At 50.3% G+C, this 18,816-nt stretch carries 19 protein-coding genes; 12 read left to right on the top strand and 7 right to left on the bottom strand.

The window, feature by feature from the left end:
* Nucleotides 1-217: 217 nt before the first annotated feature.
* Together rpoD and H6F86_RS18250 are read right to left on the bottom strand one after the other, a co-directional pair.
* A complete protein-coding gene (rpoD, locus tag H6F86_RS18255; RefSeq protein ID WP_190450145.1) occupies nt 218-1,357 on the bottom strand; it encodes an RNA polymerase sigma factor RpoD in 1,140 nt (379 codons plus the stop codon).
* 859 nt (nt 1,358-2,216) lie between these two features.
* Complete coding sequence (locus tag H6F86_RS18250; RefSeq protein WP_190450144.1) at nt 2,217-2,519, bottom strand: hypothetical protein; 303 nt, start codon at nt 2,517-2,519, stop codon at nt 2,217-2,219.
* Between H6F86_RS18250 and H6F86_RS18245 the strand changes: the two genes are divergently transcribed.
* A complete protein-coding gene (locus tag H6F86_RS18245; RefSeq protein WP_190450143.1) occupies nt 2,511-2,684 on the top strand; it encodes a hypothetical protein in 174 nt (57 codons plus the stop codon). The two genes, H6F86_RS18250 and H6F86_RS18245, sit on opposite strands and share 9 nt — an antisense overlap.
* Nucleotides 2,685-2,841: 157 nt before the next feature.
* Here H6F86_RS18245 and H6F86_RS18240 read toward each other — a convergent pair whose 3' ends face one another.
* The 3 genes from H6F86_RS18240 to thyX form a co-directional block, all read right to left on the bottom strand.
* Nucleotides 2,842-3,516: a polysaccharide deacetylase family protein gene (locus H6F86_RS18240; RefSeq protein WP_190450142.1), complete on the bottom strand. Its 675-nt coding sequence runs from the start codon at nt 3,514-3,516 to the stop codon at nt 2,842-2,844.
* A 9-nt stretch (nt 3,517-3,525) separates the two neighbouring features.
* The gene (locus H6F86_RS18235; protein WP_190450141.1) at nt 3,526-3,921 is read right to left on the bottom strand and encodes a hypothetical protein; all 396 of its coding nucleotides are present in this window, start codon (nt 3,919-3,921) and stop codon (nt 3,526-3,528) included.
* 346 nt (nt 3,922-4,267) lie between these two features.
* Nucleotides 4,268-4,990, bottom strand: coding sequence for an FAD-dependent thymidylate synthase (gene thyX / locus H6F86_RS18230; protein WP_190450140.1), 723 nt, complete (start codon nt 4,988-4,990; stop codon nt 4,268-4,270).
* Nucleotides 4,991-5,343: 353 nt separating this feature from the next.
* Here thyX and H6F86_RS18225 point away from each other — a divergent pair, with 353 nt between their 5' ends.
* Nucleotides 5,344-5,619 (top strand): UBP-type zinc finger domain-containing protein, encoded by a 276-nt coding sequence (locus tag H6F86_RS18225; protein ID WP_190450139.1) that lies wholly within the window; start codon nt 5,344-5,346, stop codon nt 5,617-5,619.
* A gap of 11 nt (nt 5,620-5,630) precedes the next feature.
* On the opposite strand, the gene H6F86_RS18220 is transcribed toward H6F86_RS18225, so the two are convergent.
* A complete protein-coding gene (locus H6F86_RS18220) occupies nt 5,631-5,990 on the bottom strand; it encodes a helix-turn-helix domain-containing protein (protein WP_190450138.1) in 360 nt (119 codons plus the stop codon).
* Between the two features lie 185 nt (nt 5,991-6,175).
* Here H6F86_RS18220 and H6F86_RS18215 point away from each other — a divergent pair, with 185 nt between their 5' ends.
* Nucleotides 6,176-6,913 carry an SDR family oxidoreductase gene (locus tag H6F86_RS18215; RefSeq protein ID WP_190450137.1) on the top strand — a complete coding sequence of 246 codons (738 nt, stop codon included), beginning with the start codon at nt 6,176-6,178 and terminating at the stop codon, nt 6,911-6,913.
* 121 nt (nt 6,914-7,034) lie between these two features.
* Nucleotides 7,035-8,216, top strand: coding sequence for an MFS transporter (locus tag H6F86_RS18210; protein ID WP_190450136.1), 1,182 nt, complete (start codon nt 7,035-7,037; stop codon nt 8,214-8,216).
* Between the two features lie 71 nt (nt 8,217-8,287).
* Here H6F86_RS18210 and H6F86_RS18205 read toward each other — a convergent pair whose 3' ends face one another.
* On the bottom strand, nt 8,288-9,043 hold the full coding sequence (locus tag H6F86_RS18205; RefSeq protein ID WP_206756054.1) for a FadR/GntR family transcriptional regulator: 756 nt from the start codon (nt 9,041-9,043) through the stop codon (nt 8,288-8,290).
* A gap of 260 nt (nt 9,044-9,303) precedes the next feature.
* Between H6F86_RS18205 and eat the strand changes: the two genes are divergently transcribed.
* The 8 genes from eat to glgA all read left to right on the top strand — a co-directional run bounded on the left by eat (nt 9,304) and on the right by glgA (nt 18,742).
* The gene (eat, locus tag H6F86_RS18200; protein WP_190450134.1) at nt 9,304-10,782 is read left to right on the top strand and encodes an ethanolamine permease; all 1,479 of its coding nucleotides are present in this window, start codon (nt 9,304-9,306) and stop codon (nt 10,780-10,782) included.
* A gap of 20 nt (nt 10,783-10,802) precedes the next feature.
* Complete coding sequence (locus H6F86_RS18195) at nt 10,803-12,242, top strand: aldehyde dehydrogenase family protein (RefSeq protein ID WP_190450133.1); 1,440 nt, start codon at nt 10,803-10,805, stop codon at nt 12,240-12,242.
* 34 nt (nt 12,243-12,276) lie between these two features.
* Nucleotides 12,277-13,665, top strand: coding sequence for a glutamine synthetase family protein (locus tag H6F86_RS18190; RefSeq protein WP_190450132.1), 1,389 nt, complete (start codon nt 12,277-12,279; stop codon nt 13,663-13,665).
* A 99-nt stretch (nt 13,666-13,764) separates the two neighbouring features.
* Entirely contained in the window at nt 13,765-14,538 is a 774-nt protein-coding gene (locus H6F86_RS18185) for a glucose 1-dehydrogenase (protein WP_190450131.1), read from the top strand.
* Nucleotides 14,539-14,582: 44 nt separating this feature from the next.
* The gene (locus tag H6F86_RS18180; RefSeq protein ID WP_190450130.1) at nt 14,583-15,287 is read left to right on the top strand and encodes a gamma-glutamyl-gamma-aminobutyrate hydrolase family protein; all 705 of its coding nucleotides are present in this window, start codon (nt 14,583-14,585) and stop codon (nt 15,285-15,287) included.
* A gap of 139 nt (nt 15,288-15,426) precedes the next feature.
* Nucleotides 15,427-16,314 carry a tetratricopeptide repeat protein gene (locus H6F86_RS18175; RefSeq protein WP_190450129.1) on the top strand — a complete coding sequence of 296 codons (888 nt, stop codon included), beginning with the start codon at nt 15,427-15,429 and terminating at the stop codon, nt 16,312-16,314.
* A gap of 84 nt (nt 16,315-16,398) precedes the next feature.
* Complete coding sequence (locus tag H6F86_RS18170; protein ID WP_242033581.1) at nt 16,399-17,046, top strand: YdcF family protein; 648 nt, start codon at nt 16,399-16,401, stop codon at nt 17,044-17,046.
* 220 nt (nt 17,047-17,266) lie between these two features.
* A complete protein-coding gene (glgA, locus tag H6F86_RS18165; protein ID WP_190450128.1) occupies nt 17,267-18,742 on the top strand; it encodes a glycogen synthase GlgA in 1,476 nt (491 codons plus the stop codon).
* Nucleotides 18,743-18,816 lie beyond the last annotated feature (74 nt).

Raw genomic sequence — 18,816 nt, 5'->3', positions numbered from 1 at the left:
TACTGCAATCCTTCTACCACGTGCGCTACGAACTCGCTTCCTAACAGTCTCCACCTGCATATTTAGTTCCTTCACCCTTTCACTTCTTCACTCTCATCCTTCCTTCCTTCCCCTCACCAACAGCGATCGTGCCGCTGCCAAGCCAAATAAAAAGCCCAACAGAAAAACTCTGCTGGGCTAAAACCTTACACATCACAGGCTAGTAAAACCCGATCGCCTAACGAATGTATTCTTTCAACACACTGTTGCGGTTGGGGTGGCGCAGTTTCCGTAGCGCTTTTGCTTCAATCTGACGGATACGTTCGCGGGTAACGTTAAAAATCTGACCGATTTCCTCCAGCGTTTTCATGCGACCGTCATCTAAGCCATAGCGCAGTCTCAGAACATCGCGTTCACGAGGGCTGAGAGTGTCTAAAACACTTTCTAAGTCTTCGCGCAGTAGGTTCTTAGAAACTTGATCTTCGGGTGTTTCACCGTCAGATTCGATAAAGTCACCAAGACGGGAATCTTCCTCTTTACCGATCGGTGTTTCTAAGGAAATTGGCAGTTGAGCAGACTTGGCGATAAACCGCAGCTTCTCAATGGTCATTTCCATGCGCGTGGCAATTTCTTCTTCAGTCGGCTTACGTCCCATTTCTTGCGACAGAAGCTTGGTTGTCTTCTTGATGCGTGAGATGGTTTCGTAAAGATGGACAGGCAGACGAATCGTGCGAGATTGATCGGCGATCGCCCGTGTAATTGCCTGACGAATCCACCAGGTCGCGTAAGTAGAGAATTTGTAGCCCTTTTCGTGGTCAAATTTCTCTGCAGCACGAATTAGACCCAAGCTGCCTTCCTGAATGAGATCCTGGAACGACAACCCCCGGTTCATGTACTTCTTGGCGATCGAAACCACCAATCTCAGGTTCGATTGCACCATTTTGTCTTTGGCACGACGACCCAGGTGTAGCCGATGGCGGAAGGCTGAAAGCGGCATATTGACCGCATTAGCCCATTCTTTATCTTGAGGATCGCGGTCTAACTGAAGCAGCAAATCTTCCCGAATACGTTCGAGTTCAAGCAAATCAGCAATTTTGCGTGCTAGCTCAATTTCTTCATCAGCTCGCAAAAGCCGGATGCGTCCAATTTCCTGCAAATACAAGCGAATAGAGTCTTCGGTGTAATGCTTCTTTTTTACCGGCGTGCGACGACGGGTAGACCGAGCCTTACCAGGCTTACTATCTTCTTCATCCGTAGCAACATCGGCAGTTTCATCTCGATCTTCATCATCAATAAAGAACCCTAATTCGCTCTCAGGCAAATCGCCAGAGGCATCACTTAAAAGCTCGACTTCGAGTACGTTGTTGGCCTGGGTCATGCCGCGTTCCTCATGCTCCTTAACTAGAAAAAATCAGTCAACAGAGAAAACCACATGAAAGGTTGCACTGAGATAACCAATGCTGGATTATTTCAGCCGAACACCTTCATGAGCAAATTTAAAAACGTACCTTCCCACTCAGAGTATATCTCTAGATAGAGGCACCAATTTTAAGAGTACAGCAAAAAAAAGTGCGAGAGATGACTCTGATTGTAGCTTTTCTGACAAAAGCTGCACGCTTTTACCTTGATTTGGTAACAAACATCAGTGAGTTGCATCACACCAGTCGGCTATTTAGCCTAGCAAACGGTTAGGGTTTCCCTACCGATCGCGTCATGGCAGAGCAGGGAGGCATTAAACGTTAGAAACCAGATCACTAAAAAGCTGCATAGTTGGGCAACCTCGCAAATGAGTGATCACAATGTCTAAACGTTGGTTAGGGGCTAAGTTCTAGCTACTGCACAGATAGAAGGTTCGACCAGGTAAAGCGTAAAGATCAAACCTTAGACTAATGTTGCCTAAGCTTGCTCTCGCTTATATTCCAAAGAGGAATGAACCGTTGCTACTGATGTAACTTAGATACTCCAAGTTAACAGAGCCGTATTAAATGATCACCAAGTTTCTCTAAAATATTAAAAAATTGCTTGGGTCACCACCCACATCTTGCTGGGATAACTCAGCCATTCTAACGAATTTCCAGCCATTGCTCCAAGGAACGCAAGGATAGCTAGGAGCCAGGCTGAGAGGGGACTACAGCTATTGCAGGGTTCACATTTTTATATAATTGCGCTCCGCCGTTTGTCTTAAGTTGAACGCGCTGGGCACAAGTGTAAAACTTTGTTAACACTTCCGGTTTTCGTCAGTTATCTTCGTCCGGTAGGGACTGGGTCGATTCATTACCCGTAGGCTGACTGATGCTAGGAGCGGTTTTGGATTGAGGGTAGAGCATTGCCTCTAAAAGACTAGTTGTGTTAGCAGTGGTCAAAATTCTTTTTAACGACGGATCGCGCAGACTCCCCCAAAGACTACAGGCAACTGCGGAGCTACTGAGGACGATCGAGGTATGCTGCCGAGCAAGTTTGCAACCGAGTTGATACACCTGAGGACGTTTTTGAAGCGGAAATGACCCTAGGCGGCAGTAAAGCTCACCCTCATGATGCATCCCCCAGCGGATGCTTCCGTTAAACCAAAAGCTAAAGGTGAAGATTTGCGCTTCATGAAGAATGAGGGGCAACATAAGCATGATTTGGCAGGAACGGTAGTAGCGGCTCGACAGAACGTGTGTTCTAATGTGATGGTTTTGCGATCGAGCCGCAAGCAGCTCTAGGAAGGAGCTTAAGTTATGATGCCCAGAGGCACTACTCTTTTCAGTATGGTTAAAGCGCTTAAACCTGTAACATAACGGATGAAAAATCAGGCTTGCGGTTTCAGCGCCTTAGTGGGTTTAACGATCGTAAAACCTGAAAACTTCACCTTGCCTCATGCTAGGGATAGTGCCCCTGCCAAAGTTCATCGATGGTAACAAAGCGATAATTTTGTGCCATTAGTACGGGAATCAACTGCTCAACCGTTGCTGCAACGTCTGCACCACCGTGGTAGCCGTCGTGCAACACAATAATCGAACCGGGTTCCACTTGTTCTAAAATGCGCTGTACAACCGTCGTTACACCGGGGCGTACCCAATCTTCGGGAACAACGCTCCACATGACAGAACGATATTGCCACTGCTGTAACAGTGCCAGAGTACGGGGTGTAAAGAAACCGTTAGGCGGACGGACATCACGTATAGCAGCCGGGGACACCTGACACGCTTGTGAAATTTCGGCTTGCGTTCGTGCAAGTGTTTGCTTTAGCGCTGTTGCCGAAAGTGAAGAAAAGGCTTGGTGGTCGTAGCCATGCAGTCCAAGCCAGTGCCCTTGTTCATAAACGGTGCGGGCAGTTATAGGCGATCGCTGTACGCATTGACCTAGCCAAAAGAAGCTTGCGGTAACGCTATAGTGCTCCAGTACTGCAAGCAACTGAGGGGTATAGTGAGGATGCGGACCATCATCAAACGTGAGCGCGATCGTGCGATCAGTGGTAGCACCAGACCATAGACAACCTGGAAACAGCGGCTTGAGTGCGCGATAAAGCAGCGGGTAGGCGGGTGCAAACTCCATTCACTCGCCCTACATTGCTAAAGAAAGGGCTTGCCGGGCATGTGCCGACTCTACCAATGACGACAGCACTTCACCACCTAAGGGATAGACTAAAAAGCCATCAAAGCCAGGGGCTTCGTTTTGGTGCATCCAGCGAGGTGTATGAAAGTCGGTCAATGCTACCAGCGTGATGCGATGGACATTAGCAGCGTGTCGCAGTTTTCTTAGCAGCGGCTGAGACCAATGCTGAGTGTCGCCAGCCAAAATAATTAGGAACGGTGGTTTGCGATCGATTTGAGCCAGCGCCTGCTCTTCTAAGCTAGTACTGGCAACTGTGTAATGAGAGTGCTTTAGCAGCGAGGACAGTACGCGCACCACATGGGGCTGTTTCGCTAGCAAAAGAATATCGCTTTGTGTAAATGGCATAATGCGAAACGGCGCGTCAAACGCCAGTGTCCATAGAAGGGCATACGATTAGACATGACTATATCGTTTGCAGAAGACGTGGTTTTGCCGCTCAAAAGACTGAAACTTCTTGGCTAATGACCTTTAGCGCTGTTTAGCTATCTTGGGCTGCTTCCATTTTTCTTAGCCTTTAGCTTGCTTTGACGCTGCTCATTAGCAACTTTTCTTAAAGGTTGCTGTAACGTTCCTATATTCTCTATGCCGCGTTTTTCGTGGAACGTGATGACCAAGCAGTGACGGTTTGAAGGCGTTTGCTAGTGCGATCGTGCTTTGTGCGGTGCTAAGTTCTTTTCGTGATCAGAAGACCTTACGGTGACAAGCGAGCTTTTTTGAGTCGGTTCGCTTCGTACCAGTCGGCGATCGCGGGCACCCAGGCTTGAAAGTGAGGCCAGATGGCTTCGCACAGTTTTTGCGCTTCCAGTTGAGCATCGAGCTTCCAGCGCAGATCGAGCAGGTGCATGAGCGATCGAACGTTGGCAGACATCACCCAATGCTGCCGCACATCAAAGGGAATGAGTCCCCTCGCGTGTTCTTCAGAGAAGCCTTGATGAATCCGCTCCTGGTAGCGCTTGCAGGCAGCCAGGCACCATTCTACGTCCTGCTGGCGAATGGCTTCAGTGTATTCGTAGCGCTTACCCTGGCGATCACTGTAGACTCCCAACGGACGCAAATAGAACACTTCTTCCACGTCTTGCTTTCCCTCTGCCACATCAATAATTCGTTGCCCGGTATAACGAAACGACTGAACATCAAAACTCACGCCAACCCGATGTGTTCGTATCTGCTGCATCGTACTATGCGGAAACCAACCGCAGTTAAGTACGATTTGGGGGTGTTCCAGCGGTCCATAGTGACCTCGATTGCCTGATAAGAGATTTTTGACCACAATTTCGCCACATTTGGTTTCGTCGGGCCAGGTGTCGCGATCGTCCCACACAAAAGCTTCGGCATAGTCCTGGTGCATCGCCGCATAAATCGCTTGCTGGGGCTTCGGCGTTTGGGTGATGACAGCGACAGTAAAGCGATCCATGATTCAGCGCAATAGAAGTTAGGCTATCTAGAATACTGTAGAACGCCCCTGCTCCCCTTAAAGTTGATTCTTCAAGTAAGAGTGCAAACTTAAGGGATAAACAACTGACGCACGCTGGCTTTAGCGAAACTCAAACGAGGCATAACGTTTCACTCGAAGCATTGGCTCACCAGTGTGCTCAATTCATCCCTTCATACTGCAACGCCCATACCTACACATCGTCCATCATTGTTGCGATTCAACCTTGTAGAACTCAACCGTTCCAGATAGACACCCCATTCGCTTCACCCTATTATCTTGAGATGTGACGACTTCGAGTCTCACTTTCACCTCATTCACGTACTGCAAAATTTATGCCCTGCCAACACCTGAATGAACTGACTCTAGAAAATCTGATTTCAAAAGCCAATTACCCCGTCTTTCGGTGCGAGGAGTGCATTCGTATCAACGATCGCTGGGTGCATCTGCGAATCTGCCAAACCTGCGGCAAGATGTTGTGCTGCGACTCTTCCAAAAATCAACACGCCCGTCGTCATTATGAGGAGAGCGGACATACTGTAATCAGTTCAGCAGAATTGGGAGAGCAATGGCTATGGTGTTTCACCGATGAACAGGCGAAGAACTATTGATTAATCCAGTTCTAAGGCAGGGGGCTTTCGGCTTGATCGTCCTGCAGGGAACTGCGTTGGAGATGATTTTCTCCCCAGTTGCAAAGCACCTGCAAAACAGGTTTTAGGCTCAGACCATAGGCTGTAAAGGCATACTCTACTTTGGGCGGCACTTCTGAGTGAACGTTACGACTCACAATGCCATCTTTTTCTAATTCTCGCAGTTGTTGAATCAGCATCTTTTCTGTAATCTCTGGCATCAAGCGTTTGAGCGCGCTAAATCGTCTCACATGATCTTTTAGATGCCACAGAATTAAAATTTTCCATTTGCCACCTAACACTTTGAGTGTGGCTTGCACAAACACGGTGCCTTGAGTGAGTTCATCGCTCATCTACTATTACTTCCCTGTTTGTGGAATGAGCTTACAAAAAAGTAAGTACTTCCGAAAAAGTCAGTACGAGTATACCCTGGTCATGGCTACTAGTTACTGGTTATGAGTCACTGGTCATTGATTTTGGTTGTTGCAACTGACAAACCATTAACGGCTAATGGCAACCCCTATGAGGACAGAACAAAATGCAGGTTCAAGGTGCGATCGCATTGGTGACAGGGGCAAATGGTGGCATTGGGCAATACTACATTCAAGGCTTACAGGCTGCTGGCGCGACTCGCATTTATGCAGGGGCACGGAATCTAGATAGCCTTAAAGACATTGCAGCGGCAGACCCTGATCGCATCATTCCAATTTCCCTCGATATTACCGATGAGGCATCGGTGAAAGCAGCGGTGGAGGCGTATGCTGATGTCACTCTCTTGATCAACAATGCTGGCGTTGGCTTCAATCAGCGATTGGTAGCAGACGTGAATTTTGACAAGATGCGATCAGAGATCGAGGTGAATTACTTCGGGATGCTGCGGATGTGTTTGTCGTTCGCTCCGGTTTTGGCAATGAATGGGGGTGGTGCGATCATCAATATGCTCACCGTTTTGGCAAAAATCAATTTTCCGCTCAACGCTTCCTATTGTGCGTCTAAAGCAGCGGCGCTATTGGCAACGCAGGGCATTCGAGCTGAGCTTGCTTCGCAAAAAACGTTGGTGGTTGGGGTGATGCCTGGAACGGTGGACACAGGGATGAGCAAGGATTTTCCGCCCCCAAAAGTTGCGCCCGAAACAGTTGTGCGGGAAGCACTTCAGGCAGTTGTGGATGAGGTTGAGGATGTTTATCCAGGAGAGCAGGCACAAGAGATGCAGGCTCAATTGCTTAAAGATCCGAAAGCGCTTGAAAAATGGATGGCGGGCATTTTATCGAGTTAACCTGAGTGCAAGGTAACGTCCTGGCTCTGATGAGCAATCCTTCTCAAGCACAAATTATGAATAGTGGCATCATTGGCTCAAGCGATATGGATTGTGCGTTAAGCAACATTTGGGCAAAACGATGACCCTTAAAACGGACGCTCTCAGAACGGACTCTCTTCTCGTCAAAGCGACGCTGCTACTCAGCAGTAGTCTCACTGTCATGGCAGGAGCCACGATCGCCCCTTCTCTCCCTGCCATGCGCGATCATTTTGCCGCTACACCCAATGCTGACTACTGGGTACGGCTTGTTTTGACGGCTCCAGCACTGTTTATTGCGCTCGGTGCGCTGTTTGTTGGTACGCTGATCGATCGCTTTGGACGCAAACCACTCCTGGCTGTAACTGTGGTGGTGTATGGGCTAGCAGGCGCTTCTGGAGCCGTCCTGAACGATCTTGGCATGATCCTGGTAGGGCGGGTGCTTTTGGGACTGAGTGTGGCAGGCATTATGACGACTGCGACTGCCTTGATTGCCGACTATTACATTGAAGCAGCCCGCGCTCAGTTTCTCGGCTTTCAAGCTGCGTTTATGGGCTTAGGTGGAGTAGTGTTCTTATCACTAGGTGGTTTCCTGGCAGATATCAACTGGCGAATGCCATTCCTGATTTACCTGCTGGCACTTTTAATCTTTCCGCTTGTGGTGTTTGTGTTGCCAGAACCCGATCGCACCGCCGATACTCAACGCTTGGGAGATGCGGCTCCTGCTGTTTTTCCCTGGCGCATTGCAGGTGTAACCTATGTCGTGGCGCTTTTATCGCAGATTGTGTTTTATCTGATTCCGGTGCAGTTACCGTTTTATCTAAAGCAACTGTTTGATGCGAATGCCTCGCAGAGTGGTCTGGCGATCGCCTTTGCTACGTTGTTCAGTGCAGCCAGTGCGTTCGCTTACAAACAAATCAAGGCGCGACTGTCGTTCATGGGCATCTATACGGTCGCGTTTCTGTCGATGGCTGTTGGCTACCTCGTCATTGGCTTTTCAACAACGTATGCAATAGTTTTAGTGGGGCTGGCGCTTGCTGGAACTGGATTAGGGTTACTGATGCCAAACATGAATGTTTGCTTAACCTCCGCCGTACCTGGCAGCTTCAGAGGGCGAGTATTAGGTGGATTGACGACTGCATTTTTCTTGGGTCAGTTTGTTTCGCCCATTCTCAGCCAACCACTCAGTAGTGCCTTTGGGTTAGATGTCACGTATCGCTTGGCAGGTGGCTTGCTAGTAGGGATGGGGGCGATCGCCCTTGCGCTAGGCTGGCGTTGGAAGTAAACCAAGCAGCACTCAAATAAGTTTGTGCTAGAACACAATGAGTTAGTAAGCAGTTTAAGACACTGAGCCAGTCACCCCAGCAAACCATTGAGCAAGCGTTGGGTGCGATCAATATGATCAGCCATTAGCCGTCTGGCGCGGTCTGCTTGTTCTTCACAAAGGGCATCGAGAATCTGCTGATGTTGGGCAGTGGAACTCAGACAGGCAGCAGGACTGTGAGGAATGATTGCTAGTAAATCCGAGAGTTCCGCATGAATGCCTGCCACGATCGTAGTAAGCCGCCGCGATTGGGTGGCGCTAGCAATCAGCAAATGAAATTTAGTATCCAGATGGCGATGGTCATTAAAGTGATTGGCTGCTTGCTTCATTCGATCAACCAGCGATTGCAGTTCATCAAGCTGCTGGCTGTTAGCTCGCTGTGCTGCGAGTTCTGCCACTCCGGGTTCCATTACCAGTCGATAATCTAAAATTTCGTTGAGGGTTGTGCCTCTCTGCTCAAGTCTCTGCTTCAGTTCACAGACGCTCGGTAATACGAGTCCCTCGCAGACAAAAGTGCCGCCTGTGCGTCCGCGCTTGACGCTTAAAAAGCCTTGCGCTGCTAGTACCCGAATGGCTTCTCGCACGGTTGTGCGGCTGACTCCCATAATGTCTGCTAAATCTCGTTCCGTCGGCAATTGATCACCTGGACGGTACAGCCCCATTTTGATGGCAGCGCTTAAGCGCTCTACGGTAATTTCATACGCATTTACCGTGGTCTTGAAGCCTTGAATCACAGTTTCTGCTGCATTTAAAGCTTCGATGGGAGAGACATTGCAGGGTTTATACATGGACATTGCTATGAGTTTTTAACCAACCCCAGTGAGAGCCTGCTGGCGCTTTTGCAGCTTTTTGTTTAGTTGCTGCCACACCACCAGGCAAAGTTTTGAAGAAAGTATATTGAGTCACAATCTTGAACTTCTTAAGGTCTAATACTAAACCTTAAAGCTTGGCGTTGAAGAAAGCTTGATATTCAGGTTTCCATTTTTGCGATCGCAGGGCAGGGTTAGTTTCCACGCTTGATTCATACGCTAGACATGGAGCGCATCGTATGGCTAAGAATCGGAATCGGGGCGGAGTTTCCTATGAAGATGTGGATGATGCTTATCTAGAGCGTCGGCAATTACGACGGAGCGCGGGTTGGATATTGCTTTGGGCGTTGGGTGTCGGTGCCGTGATTTCGGGCGAGTTTTCGGGATGGAATTTGGGGTTGGCAGCGGGTGGTTTTTGGGGTTTGGCGATCGCTACCGTGTTGATGGCAATCATGTATGTGTGCATGGTTTTCAGCATTGCCGAAATGTCATCTGCCTTGCCTCACGCTGGCGGCTCCTATTCGTTTACACGCAATGCGTTTGGTCCCTTTGGTGGTTTTCTTAACGGCATTACCGATGCCTGTGAGTTTGTGCTCACCCCAGCCGTTATTGTGTACTTCATTGGGTCTTACCTGAATACCTTGGAGCCGCTCAAGGGCGTACCCATCCCGGTGTGGTGGGTACTGTTTTATGTGGTTTTTGTGGGCATTAACATCATTGGTGTAGAACTCACGCTGAAGTTTGGGCTGTTTATTACAGTGATGGCAGCCAGCGTGCTAGTGATTTTTTATCTGGGTGCCATTGGTAAATTTGACCCAGCACTACTGACTAACATTGCACCTGATCCCGGTCAGACGGCGTTCTTGCCCAAAGGGTTTGGTGGGATTTTTGCTGCCTTACCCTATGCCATCTGGTTCTTTTTAGGCATTGAGCAGTTGCCCCTGGCGGCTGAGGAAGCCCACGACTCCGGGCGCGATGTACCCAAAGCGTTAACCTGGGGGATTTTTACGCTGTTGATTCTGGCTTTTCTAGTGCTGATTTTGAACTCCGGCGTTGCCTCTGGAGCCGATGGTATTGGCAAATCGGGGGCACCGTTGGCAGATGGCTTGCAGGCAGTGTTTGGCGCCGGCATTTTCACCAGTACACTGATTGTCATTGCGATCAGCGGCTTGATCGCCAGTTTCCATACCATTATTTATGGCTATGGACGAGTATTGTTTTCGTTATCGCGTGCTGGCTATCTGCCTCGCTGGCTATCGCTTACAGGTAAATATCATACGCCTGCTCTAGCGCTGATTTTGGGCGGTGTGATTGGGCTAGCGTGTGCAGCAGCAATTCAGTTTGCTGGGAAAGCCGTGGGTGCAGCCTTGCTGAATATGGCAGTGTTTGCAGCGGTGATTTCCTATTTTCTCAATATGATCAGCTACATCCAGTTGAAAATTAGCCGTCCCAATTTGGCTCGCCCGTACCAAAGTCCACTGGGTATTCCTGGGGCAATCGTCGGTGCAGGACTTTCGCTGATAGCGCTGGTTGCCTGCTTTGCCGATCCTGGCTACCGTCCAGGCGTTTGGGGTGTGGCAATTTTTCTGGGAGCAATGATCGTGTATTTCTTCCTTTATTCTCGCCGAAAGCTCGTTTCTAGAGCGCCAGAAGAGGAAAACGCGCTGCTGTCGTATGCATTGCAGGAAATTGATCAGCCAGATGGGTTGCCACGGTAATTTAGGTTGGTGTGAGTGGTATGGGGTTAACGGAGCATTTACTGATTGATGGCGATCGCCGTCCTGCCATTGCTGGGCAATACTCAACGCTGATCGATCCGGCGACGGGAGAAGAGTGGGCAACGATCGCCGCTGGTGATGCTCAGGATGTGGATGCAGCAGTGCAAGTGGCAGAGCGATCACGGGTAGCCTGGCGCAAGGTCAATTCACGCGATCGCACCCAGATTTTGACCCGGTTAGCAGCGTTAATTCGCACTAATCTGGAGCCATTGGCACAGCTAGAAAGCCGCAACGTGGGTAAACCCATTGGCGAAGCGCGGGAAGAAGTTAATCTAGCCGCCGATTGCTTTGAATACTATGCTGGAGCCATTAATAAAGTAGGTGGGCAAACCATTCCCGTTGCTGCTGCTGGCACCTGTCTGACGTTTCGGGAACCGATCGGCATTTGTGGATTGATTGCCCCGTGGAATTTTCCCATCGCCATCACCGCCTGGAAGGTAGCCCCCGCGTTGGCAATGGGCAACACGATTGTCCTCAAGCCAGCGTCCCAAACCCCACTGACAGCGCTGCGGTTGGCAGAACTGGCATTGGAAGCCGGGGTGTCTCCGGGTGTGTTTAACGTGGTGACAGGCAGCGGCGCTACGGTGGGTGAGGCTCTAGTGCGTCATCCTTTAGTACGAAAGGTTTCCTTTACTGGCTCTACAGAAGTGGGCACCCAGGTAATGAAATTGGCGGCAGATGACATCAAGCGGGTGACGCTGGAGCTAGGCGGCAAGTCTGCCAACGTGGTGTTTGCCGATGCTGATCTAGAGCTGGCGGCACCAAAAGCCATGTGGAGTGTGCTGGGCAATGCCGGACAAGATTGCTGTGCCCGCTCACGCCTTTTGGTACAGCGCCCTGTGTACGACACCTTTCTAGAAAAACTCACTCAGCATTTTGAGTCCCTTACTATTGGTGAGCCACTAGAGGAAGCGACGCAGGTTGGCTGCCTCATTTCTACCGCCCACCGCGATCGGGTGCTGAACTACATCCACCTTGGTAAAGCGGAAGGCGCAACCTTACGCTACGGTGGCACAATTCCCATCAATCCTCAACTGGCTCAGGGAGCTTATCTCACCCCCACAATTTTTGCCGATGTGCAGCCGACCATGCGGATTGCCAAAGAGGAGATTTTTGGTCCTGTGGTTTGCGTGATCCCGTTTGATACCGAAGCAGAAGCCGTGGCGATCGCCAACGATAGTCTGTATGGCTTATCCGGTTCCATCTGGACGCGGGATATTGGTCGAGCCTTGCGTGTAGCAAAGGCGATCGAAACCGGTGTGCTTTCCATCAACACAGGGCATAGCGTTCACTTAGAAGCGCCCTTTGGCGGTGTCAAGCGTAGCGGTCTCGGTCGCGAGCTAGGCATGGCAGTTTTAGACCACTACAGCGAATACAAAAGCATTTTCATTGCCGAATAACCGATTACCGCATAAACCATCGCCCCCTAAACCGATGACAAACCACGAAGTGCGTGGGCTGCTTACTGTCGATGCCCTGAAGGAACTGGTCGAAACGGAAGCGATCGAAACGGTGCTGACTGTGTTTCCTGACCTTTATGGGCGGCTAGTCGGCAAGCGCATTACGGGCGACTATTTCATCCATGATGTGCTGCCTCACGGCGTTCACGCCTGCGACTATTTGCTTGCTTGCGATATGGAAATGGATCCCGTACCGGGCTATCAATTTACCAGTTGGGCAAGTGGCTATGGTGATTTTCGCCTGATTCCCGACTTGACAACCCTGCGTCTTGCCTCCTGGCTAGAGAAAACCGCGATCGTCCTCTGCGACGTATTGAATGAAGAAGAAAATGTTCCCGTCAGTGTGGCACCGCGCAACATTCTGCGAAAGCAAGTGGAAGCAGCAGCAGCCTTGGGGTATACGGCTATGGGCGCATCGGAATTAGAACTGTATGTTTTTGCCGATTCTTACGAAGAGGCGCGTCGCAAGCATTATCACGATTTGCAGCCGATCGGTGCCTACATTGAGGACTACCACATCTTTCAGGGCACCAAGGAAGAGTTTGTCATTGGTGCCATTCGCAAACATCTCGATCGCTCTGGCGTTCCCGTAGAGTTTTCCAAAGGCGAGTGGGGACCGGGGCAGCAAGAAATTAACCTGCGCTATACCGACTTCTTGGAAATGTGCGATCGTCATGTGCTGTACAAACACTTGGCAAAAGAAATCGCATGGCAAAACAATGTTGCCGTCACCTTCATGGCGAAATGGGACGAACGCTACGCAGGCTCCAGTATGCATATCCATGCCAGCCTGTGGGATAGTGCGGGCAAAGCCCTCTTCCCAGGCGATGAGTCCTTCGGTTCTGTTCACAGCTCCCCGCTCTTTCGCTGGTTTTTGGGCGGCTGGATGACCCACATCCGCGAAATTTTTGCCTTTTATGCGCCCTACCCCAGTTCCTACAAGCGTTATGTCGCTGGCTCTTTTGCACCCACTGGTATTGCCTGGTCTTACGACAACCGCACCGCTGGCTTTCGTGTGTTAGGGCATGGAGCGGCTCTACGATTGGAATGCCGTGCCCCCGGAGCCGATGCTAACCCCTATCTGGCGTTTGCCGTCACCCTTGCGGCTGGGCTGGATGGTATCCGCAACCAGATCGAACCGCCGTCTATGTTTGAGGGTGACGTCTACGCTGCCCAGGAGTTGCCGCAGGTGCCCTCTAGCCTGAACGAATCCATTCACGAGCTAGAGAAAAGTACCTGGGCACGGGATGTTCTGGGAGTGGATGTGGTGGAACACTACCTCCACTTTTTCCGCACGGAGCAGCGAAAATTTGATGAAGTGGTGACAAGCTGGGAACGATCGCGCTACTTTGAGCGGGCTTAAGCCACTTCCGGGCAAACGGTCTGACTGGGCAAGGTTTGCGCTCCATCAAATTTTCCGCTCCACCAATGCTTTGAACGAACGATTTGAAAGGAATAAGTGATGCGTTTAGACCATAAAGTCGCCCTGATAACCGGAGCCGCCAGCGGTATTGGGCGTGAATCTGCCCTGCTCTTTGCCAAAGAAGGCGCAAAAGTAGTGGTCAGTGATGTGAATGAGGTAGCCGGAGCCGAGACGGTACAGCAGATTCAGGCGCAGGGAGGCGAAGCCATTTTTGTTAGAACTGATGTGTCTAAGGGGGCGGATGTGGAAGCCGCGATCGCGACTGCCGAAGCGACCTATGGGCATCTAAACATCCTGTTTAACAATGCTGGGATTTTTCACCCTGCCGATGGCTCTGTCCTGGAGACCGAAGAAGCGATCTGGGATTTGACTCTAAATGTCAACCTGAAAGGGGTGTTTTGGGGCTGCAAATACGGCATTCCAGCATTGCTACGTGCCGGTGGTGGTTCCATTATCAACACCGCTTCCTTTGTTGCAGTGATGGGCGCTGCTACTCCACAAATTGCCTACACTGCCAGCAAAGGTGGGGTGCTCTCCCTCACTCGCGAGATCGCTGTAGAGTTTGCCCGTCAAAGGATCCGTGCGAATGCTCTCTGCCCTGGTCCCGTGCAAACGCCGCTACTGGATGAATTGCTAGCTGATCCAGCACGACGACAGCGACGACTGGTGCATATTCCCCCGGGTCGGTTCGCGCAGGCAGACGAAATTGCCAAGGCGGCACTCTTCCTTGCCAGTGATGAGTCTGCCTTTGTTAATGGCTCTACGTTTCTAGTGGATGGCGGCATCACGGCTGCCTATGTCACGCCCGAATAGGTTACAACAGGTTAGAACCGCATCAGGCGATCGCTCCCCTACCCATGTCCCATCCTGCTCCTATCATCGGCATCACAACTTACGGTCGTAATGAAGCCGGGGATGTCTCTTTACCGGGAGCCTACCTAGACGCAGTGCAGCGAGCAGGAGGAGTGCCGATCTTGCTGCCGCCCCATCAAGCACCGTTAGAACGCCTTCTAGAAAAAATTGATGGCTTCATTCTTGCAGGCGGCGGCGATATTGATCCATCACTTTATGGGGGCGCGCCTCATCCCACCATTTATTCAGTAGACGCAGAACGCGACGCCTTTGAACTCACTCTAGCTAAGGCTGCTTTGGCAAAGCAAATCCCTGTTCTAGGCATCTGTCGGGGTATGCAGATATTAGGTGTAGCAAGCGGTGCAGCGCTCATTCCTCATGTGCCAGCTGTTTATGGTGATGCGATCGCCCATCGCCTAGATGCTCCCCGTCGCCCCACGCCTCATCCCTTGCAGCTTGAAGCCAACAGCCGCCTAGCTGCACTCATGCAAGCCATTCAGATTGATGTGATGTCCTGGCATCATCAAGCGGTCAAAACGCTGCCTTCTGGTTGGCGCGTCGCTGCCCAAGCTACCGATGGTTTACTAGAAGCGATCGAGTGTGAGCATCATCCCTGGGCGCTCGGGGTGCAGTGGCATCCTGAACTATCGCCTAACGATCCCGCCCACCAAAAGCTCTTTAGAGCCTTGATTCTGGCAGCAGCGCAGTAGCCTCCAACTCCCTCTTCTTAGCGGCTGGAGAAATAGGGCTGAGAGACATTTTCGGGGCATTTTTACAGTTTTATGCCACCATAGACAGCAGATGAATTAAGCTATCTGTCAACTTACTACAACGTTCAAAGGCTGACCCGTGCCCAATCGTAATGCGTTCCTTTCGTTACTGTTTCTGCTTGGTTTGTGGGGGTCTGCCCAACCCACTTTGGCACAACATTTGGTGCCTCATAGTGTGCAACTAGACCCAACAAAATTAGAGCGACAGGGGCTCAATTTGGCTCAAGAAGCAGCCCAGTTAGCACAGTTTCAGCAGTATGAGTTGGCATTACCCAGAGCACGCCTTGCGACCCAGCTTGCACCGAAGAGTCCAGAGGTTTGGTCGCTATTGGGCGGGTTATATCTGCAAACGAATGAGCTTGACAACGGCATTACAGCATTAAAAACGGCACAAACTTTAGACGCTAAAAGTTCGGCGGTGCTCTTTGCGTTAGGGTCAGCTTATTTTCAGAAAAGCAGCTATGCAACCGCGATCGACTATCTTAAAGCAGGCTTAAAGCTGAAACCGAATGTTCCGGGTGCTTTGTTTGATCTGGGGAATGCATACCTTATGTTGAACCAGACTCCGGACGCGATCGCCCAGTATGAGAAAGCAATTGCCCAAGACAAAACCTTCTGGCCTGCTATTAACAACATTGGGCTGCTGAAGTATGAAAGTGGAGATGTGGATGAAGCTATTCGTCGCTGGCGGGCAGCCGTAGCTATTGACGCGAAGGCTGCCGAGCCACAGCTAGCAATGGCAGTGGCGCTCTACGCAAAGGGCGATCGCGAACAAGGCTTGAAGCTAGGCGAAACAGCGATTCAAACTGACAGCCGATACAGCGATTTGAAGTTTCTAAAAGAAAACCTTTGGGGTAATCGCCTGCTAGCCGACACCAAGAAATTTTTGGAAACGCCTCGCATTAAAGCGACGATCGCTCAGGCACAAGAAAAAGGGCCGTCACAACCTCAGTCTATGCCGCAGTAAAGCAACCTAACAGTAGGGCGTTACCTTAACGCCTTGCTTATGATTTAGAAAGAGCATTTTTTTGGCAGGCGCAGAAGCAAAAGCATGATAGCCTGCCCAGTAACGCGATCGATGTATGCACTTATGGGGCTGAGGGGACGGTTCGACTTAAAGCACAAACGCACCAGGACCTCGAAACGTCGAGGTTTTAAGGCGCGATCATTGCTCTGGTTTTTTGTCTTAATACTGCTTTGGTTGGGCTACCGCGAGGTTAAAAGCTATTTCTTGAAACCCCAAGCCATACTGGTCTTGGGCGGTACGCCACAGCGAGAAGATTTTGCGGCTGAGTTTGCGCGTCAGCATCCCGATATCCCCATCTGGGTGTCTGGCGGTAGCCCACCTGAGTATACAGAAAGCGTTTTTGAAGACGCTGGCATCAGCCTGTCACGCCTTTATGTCGATCGAGATGCTGTGGATACCGTCACCAATTTCACAACGCTGGTCGATAAGTTTCAAGCCAGAGGTATTCATAGCGTTTACTTGATTACATCGGACTACCATATGCGTCGCGCTCGCATTATTGGTGAGCTTGTTTTTGGCAGTCGAGGGATTGAGTTTAAGCCCGTACCGATGCCGTCTAACCAGGCAACCGAACCTCTTTCAAAAGCGATTCGTGATGGAGCGAGAGCAATTCTGTGGCTGACAACAGGTCGTACAGGTTCGACGCTTGTTCAACGTTTTGACGATCGCTAGAGAAACTGAGTAAAGGCGCACCGAAACAACTTTAACGCGGCAACGGCTCCATCTCTTCGTGGTTTAACGTTAGTAATGTTCAGCGCGAGTGCCACCGCTTAAGCTAGCCCTCAATATGCCAGAGGGTAGAGATGCCGATAGATTCGGTTGCGAGTATGCTAGAAATTCTATACTTTTGTGAGCGTAGAAACAGTTATTCTCCCTTGAGCGAGGAGCCACTATGTATATCGTACAGATCGCTTCTGAATGTGCCCCAGTGATTAAAGCTGGTGGGTTGGGAGATGTTGTCTATGGGCTTAGTCGAGAGTTAGAACTTCGCGGTCATACGATCGAGCTGATTTTGCCGATGTATGACTGTATGCGCTACGACCATATCTGGGGCTTGCACATAGCCTATCAAGACCTATGGGTGCCCTGGTATGGCGGTGCTATCCACTGCTCCGTTTATTGCGGTTGGGTACATGGGCGGCTGTGTTTTTTCATTCAGCCTCATTCGCAAGACAAATTTTTTAATCAGGGACGCTACTACGGCTGTGTGGATGACAACATTCGTTTTGCCTTTTTTAGCAAAGCTGCGCTGGAGTTTCTGCTACAAAGCAACAAGCGCCCGGATGTCATTCACTGTCACGACTGGCAGACTGGCTTAGTGCCCGTCCTGCTGTTTGAGATGTATCAATATCAGGGGATGGAAAACCAGCGCGTGTGTTACACCATCCACAACTTCAAGCACCAAGGCATGGGTGGCAGTGATGTACTGTGGGCAACGGGGCTAAATCGAGAAGAGTATTACTTCCACTACGATCGCCTGCGCGACAACTTCAATCCCTTTGCGCTCAACTTTATGAAAGGGGGCATTGTTTATTCAAACTATGTCACTACTGTTTCACCGCATCATGCCTGGGAAGCCCGTTGTACTGAGATTGGCTACGGTTTAGGGCACACGCTGCATCTGCATCAAGCTAAGTTTACAGGCGTACTGAATGGTATTGACCATGATGTGTGGAATCCAGAGAACGATCGCTATGTGCCCCACTCGTACACCAAGGATGATCTAACGGGCAAGGCAAAAAACAAGCAAGCGCTACGAGAACGGTTGCTGCTGCGTGATCGCGAGCGACCGCTCATCTGTTTTATTGGGCGGTTGGACGAGCAAAAAGGCGTACACCTGGTACATCACGCCATTTACCATGCTCTCAGCCGTAGTGCTCAATTTGTACTGCTAGGTTCTGCAACTGAAGCAGGCATTAACGACCATTTCTGGCACGAAAAGCAGTTCCTCAACGACAATCCAGACGTCCATATGGAACTGGGTTTTGATGAAGAGCTATCTCACTTAATCTATGCAGGAGCCGATTTTATTATTGTGCCCAGCAACTATGAACCGTGTGGTTTGACGCAGATGATTGGGCTGCGGTATGGTACGGTGCCGATCGTGCGCGGTGTCGGTGGGTTGGTCAATACTGTGTTCGATCGCGACTACGATGAAACCCATTTGCCCGAAGAGCGCAACGGTTATGTCTTCTACGAAACTGATTACGTGGCACTAGAATCAGCGATGGATCGAGCACTGGATCTCTGGTACGACAATCCTGACGCATTCCAAAAGTTTCAACGACAAGGCATGAACTGTGACTATTCATGGAACTACCCTGGTAAGGATTATTTAGAGATCTACGATCGTGTTCGTCACAAGTAGTAGAGCTATCAGCGGTCAGCCATCAGCGATTAGCGTAGGAAAAGGCTGAAGGCTGAGTAAAAGAGCCATCAACG

This window comes from Phormidium sp. FACHB-592 (assembly GCF_014695795.1).
Classification (GTDB): Bacteria; Cyanobacteriota; Cyanobacteriia; order Leptolyngbyales; family Leptolyngbyaceae; genus Stenomitos.
Note: the sequence above shows the minus strand (reverse complement) of the source record. Positions and strands in the feature narration are given on the sequence as shown.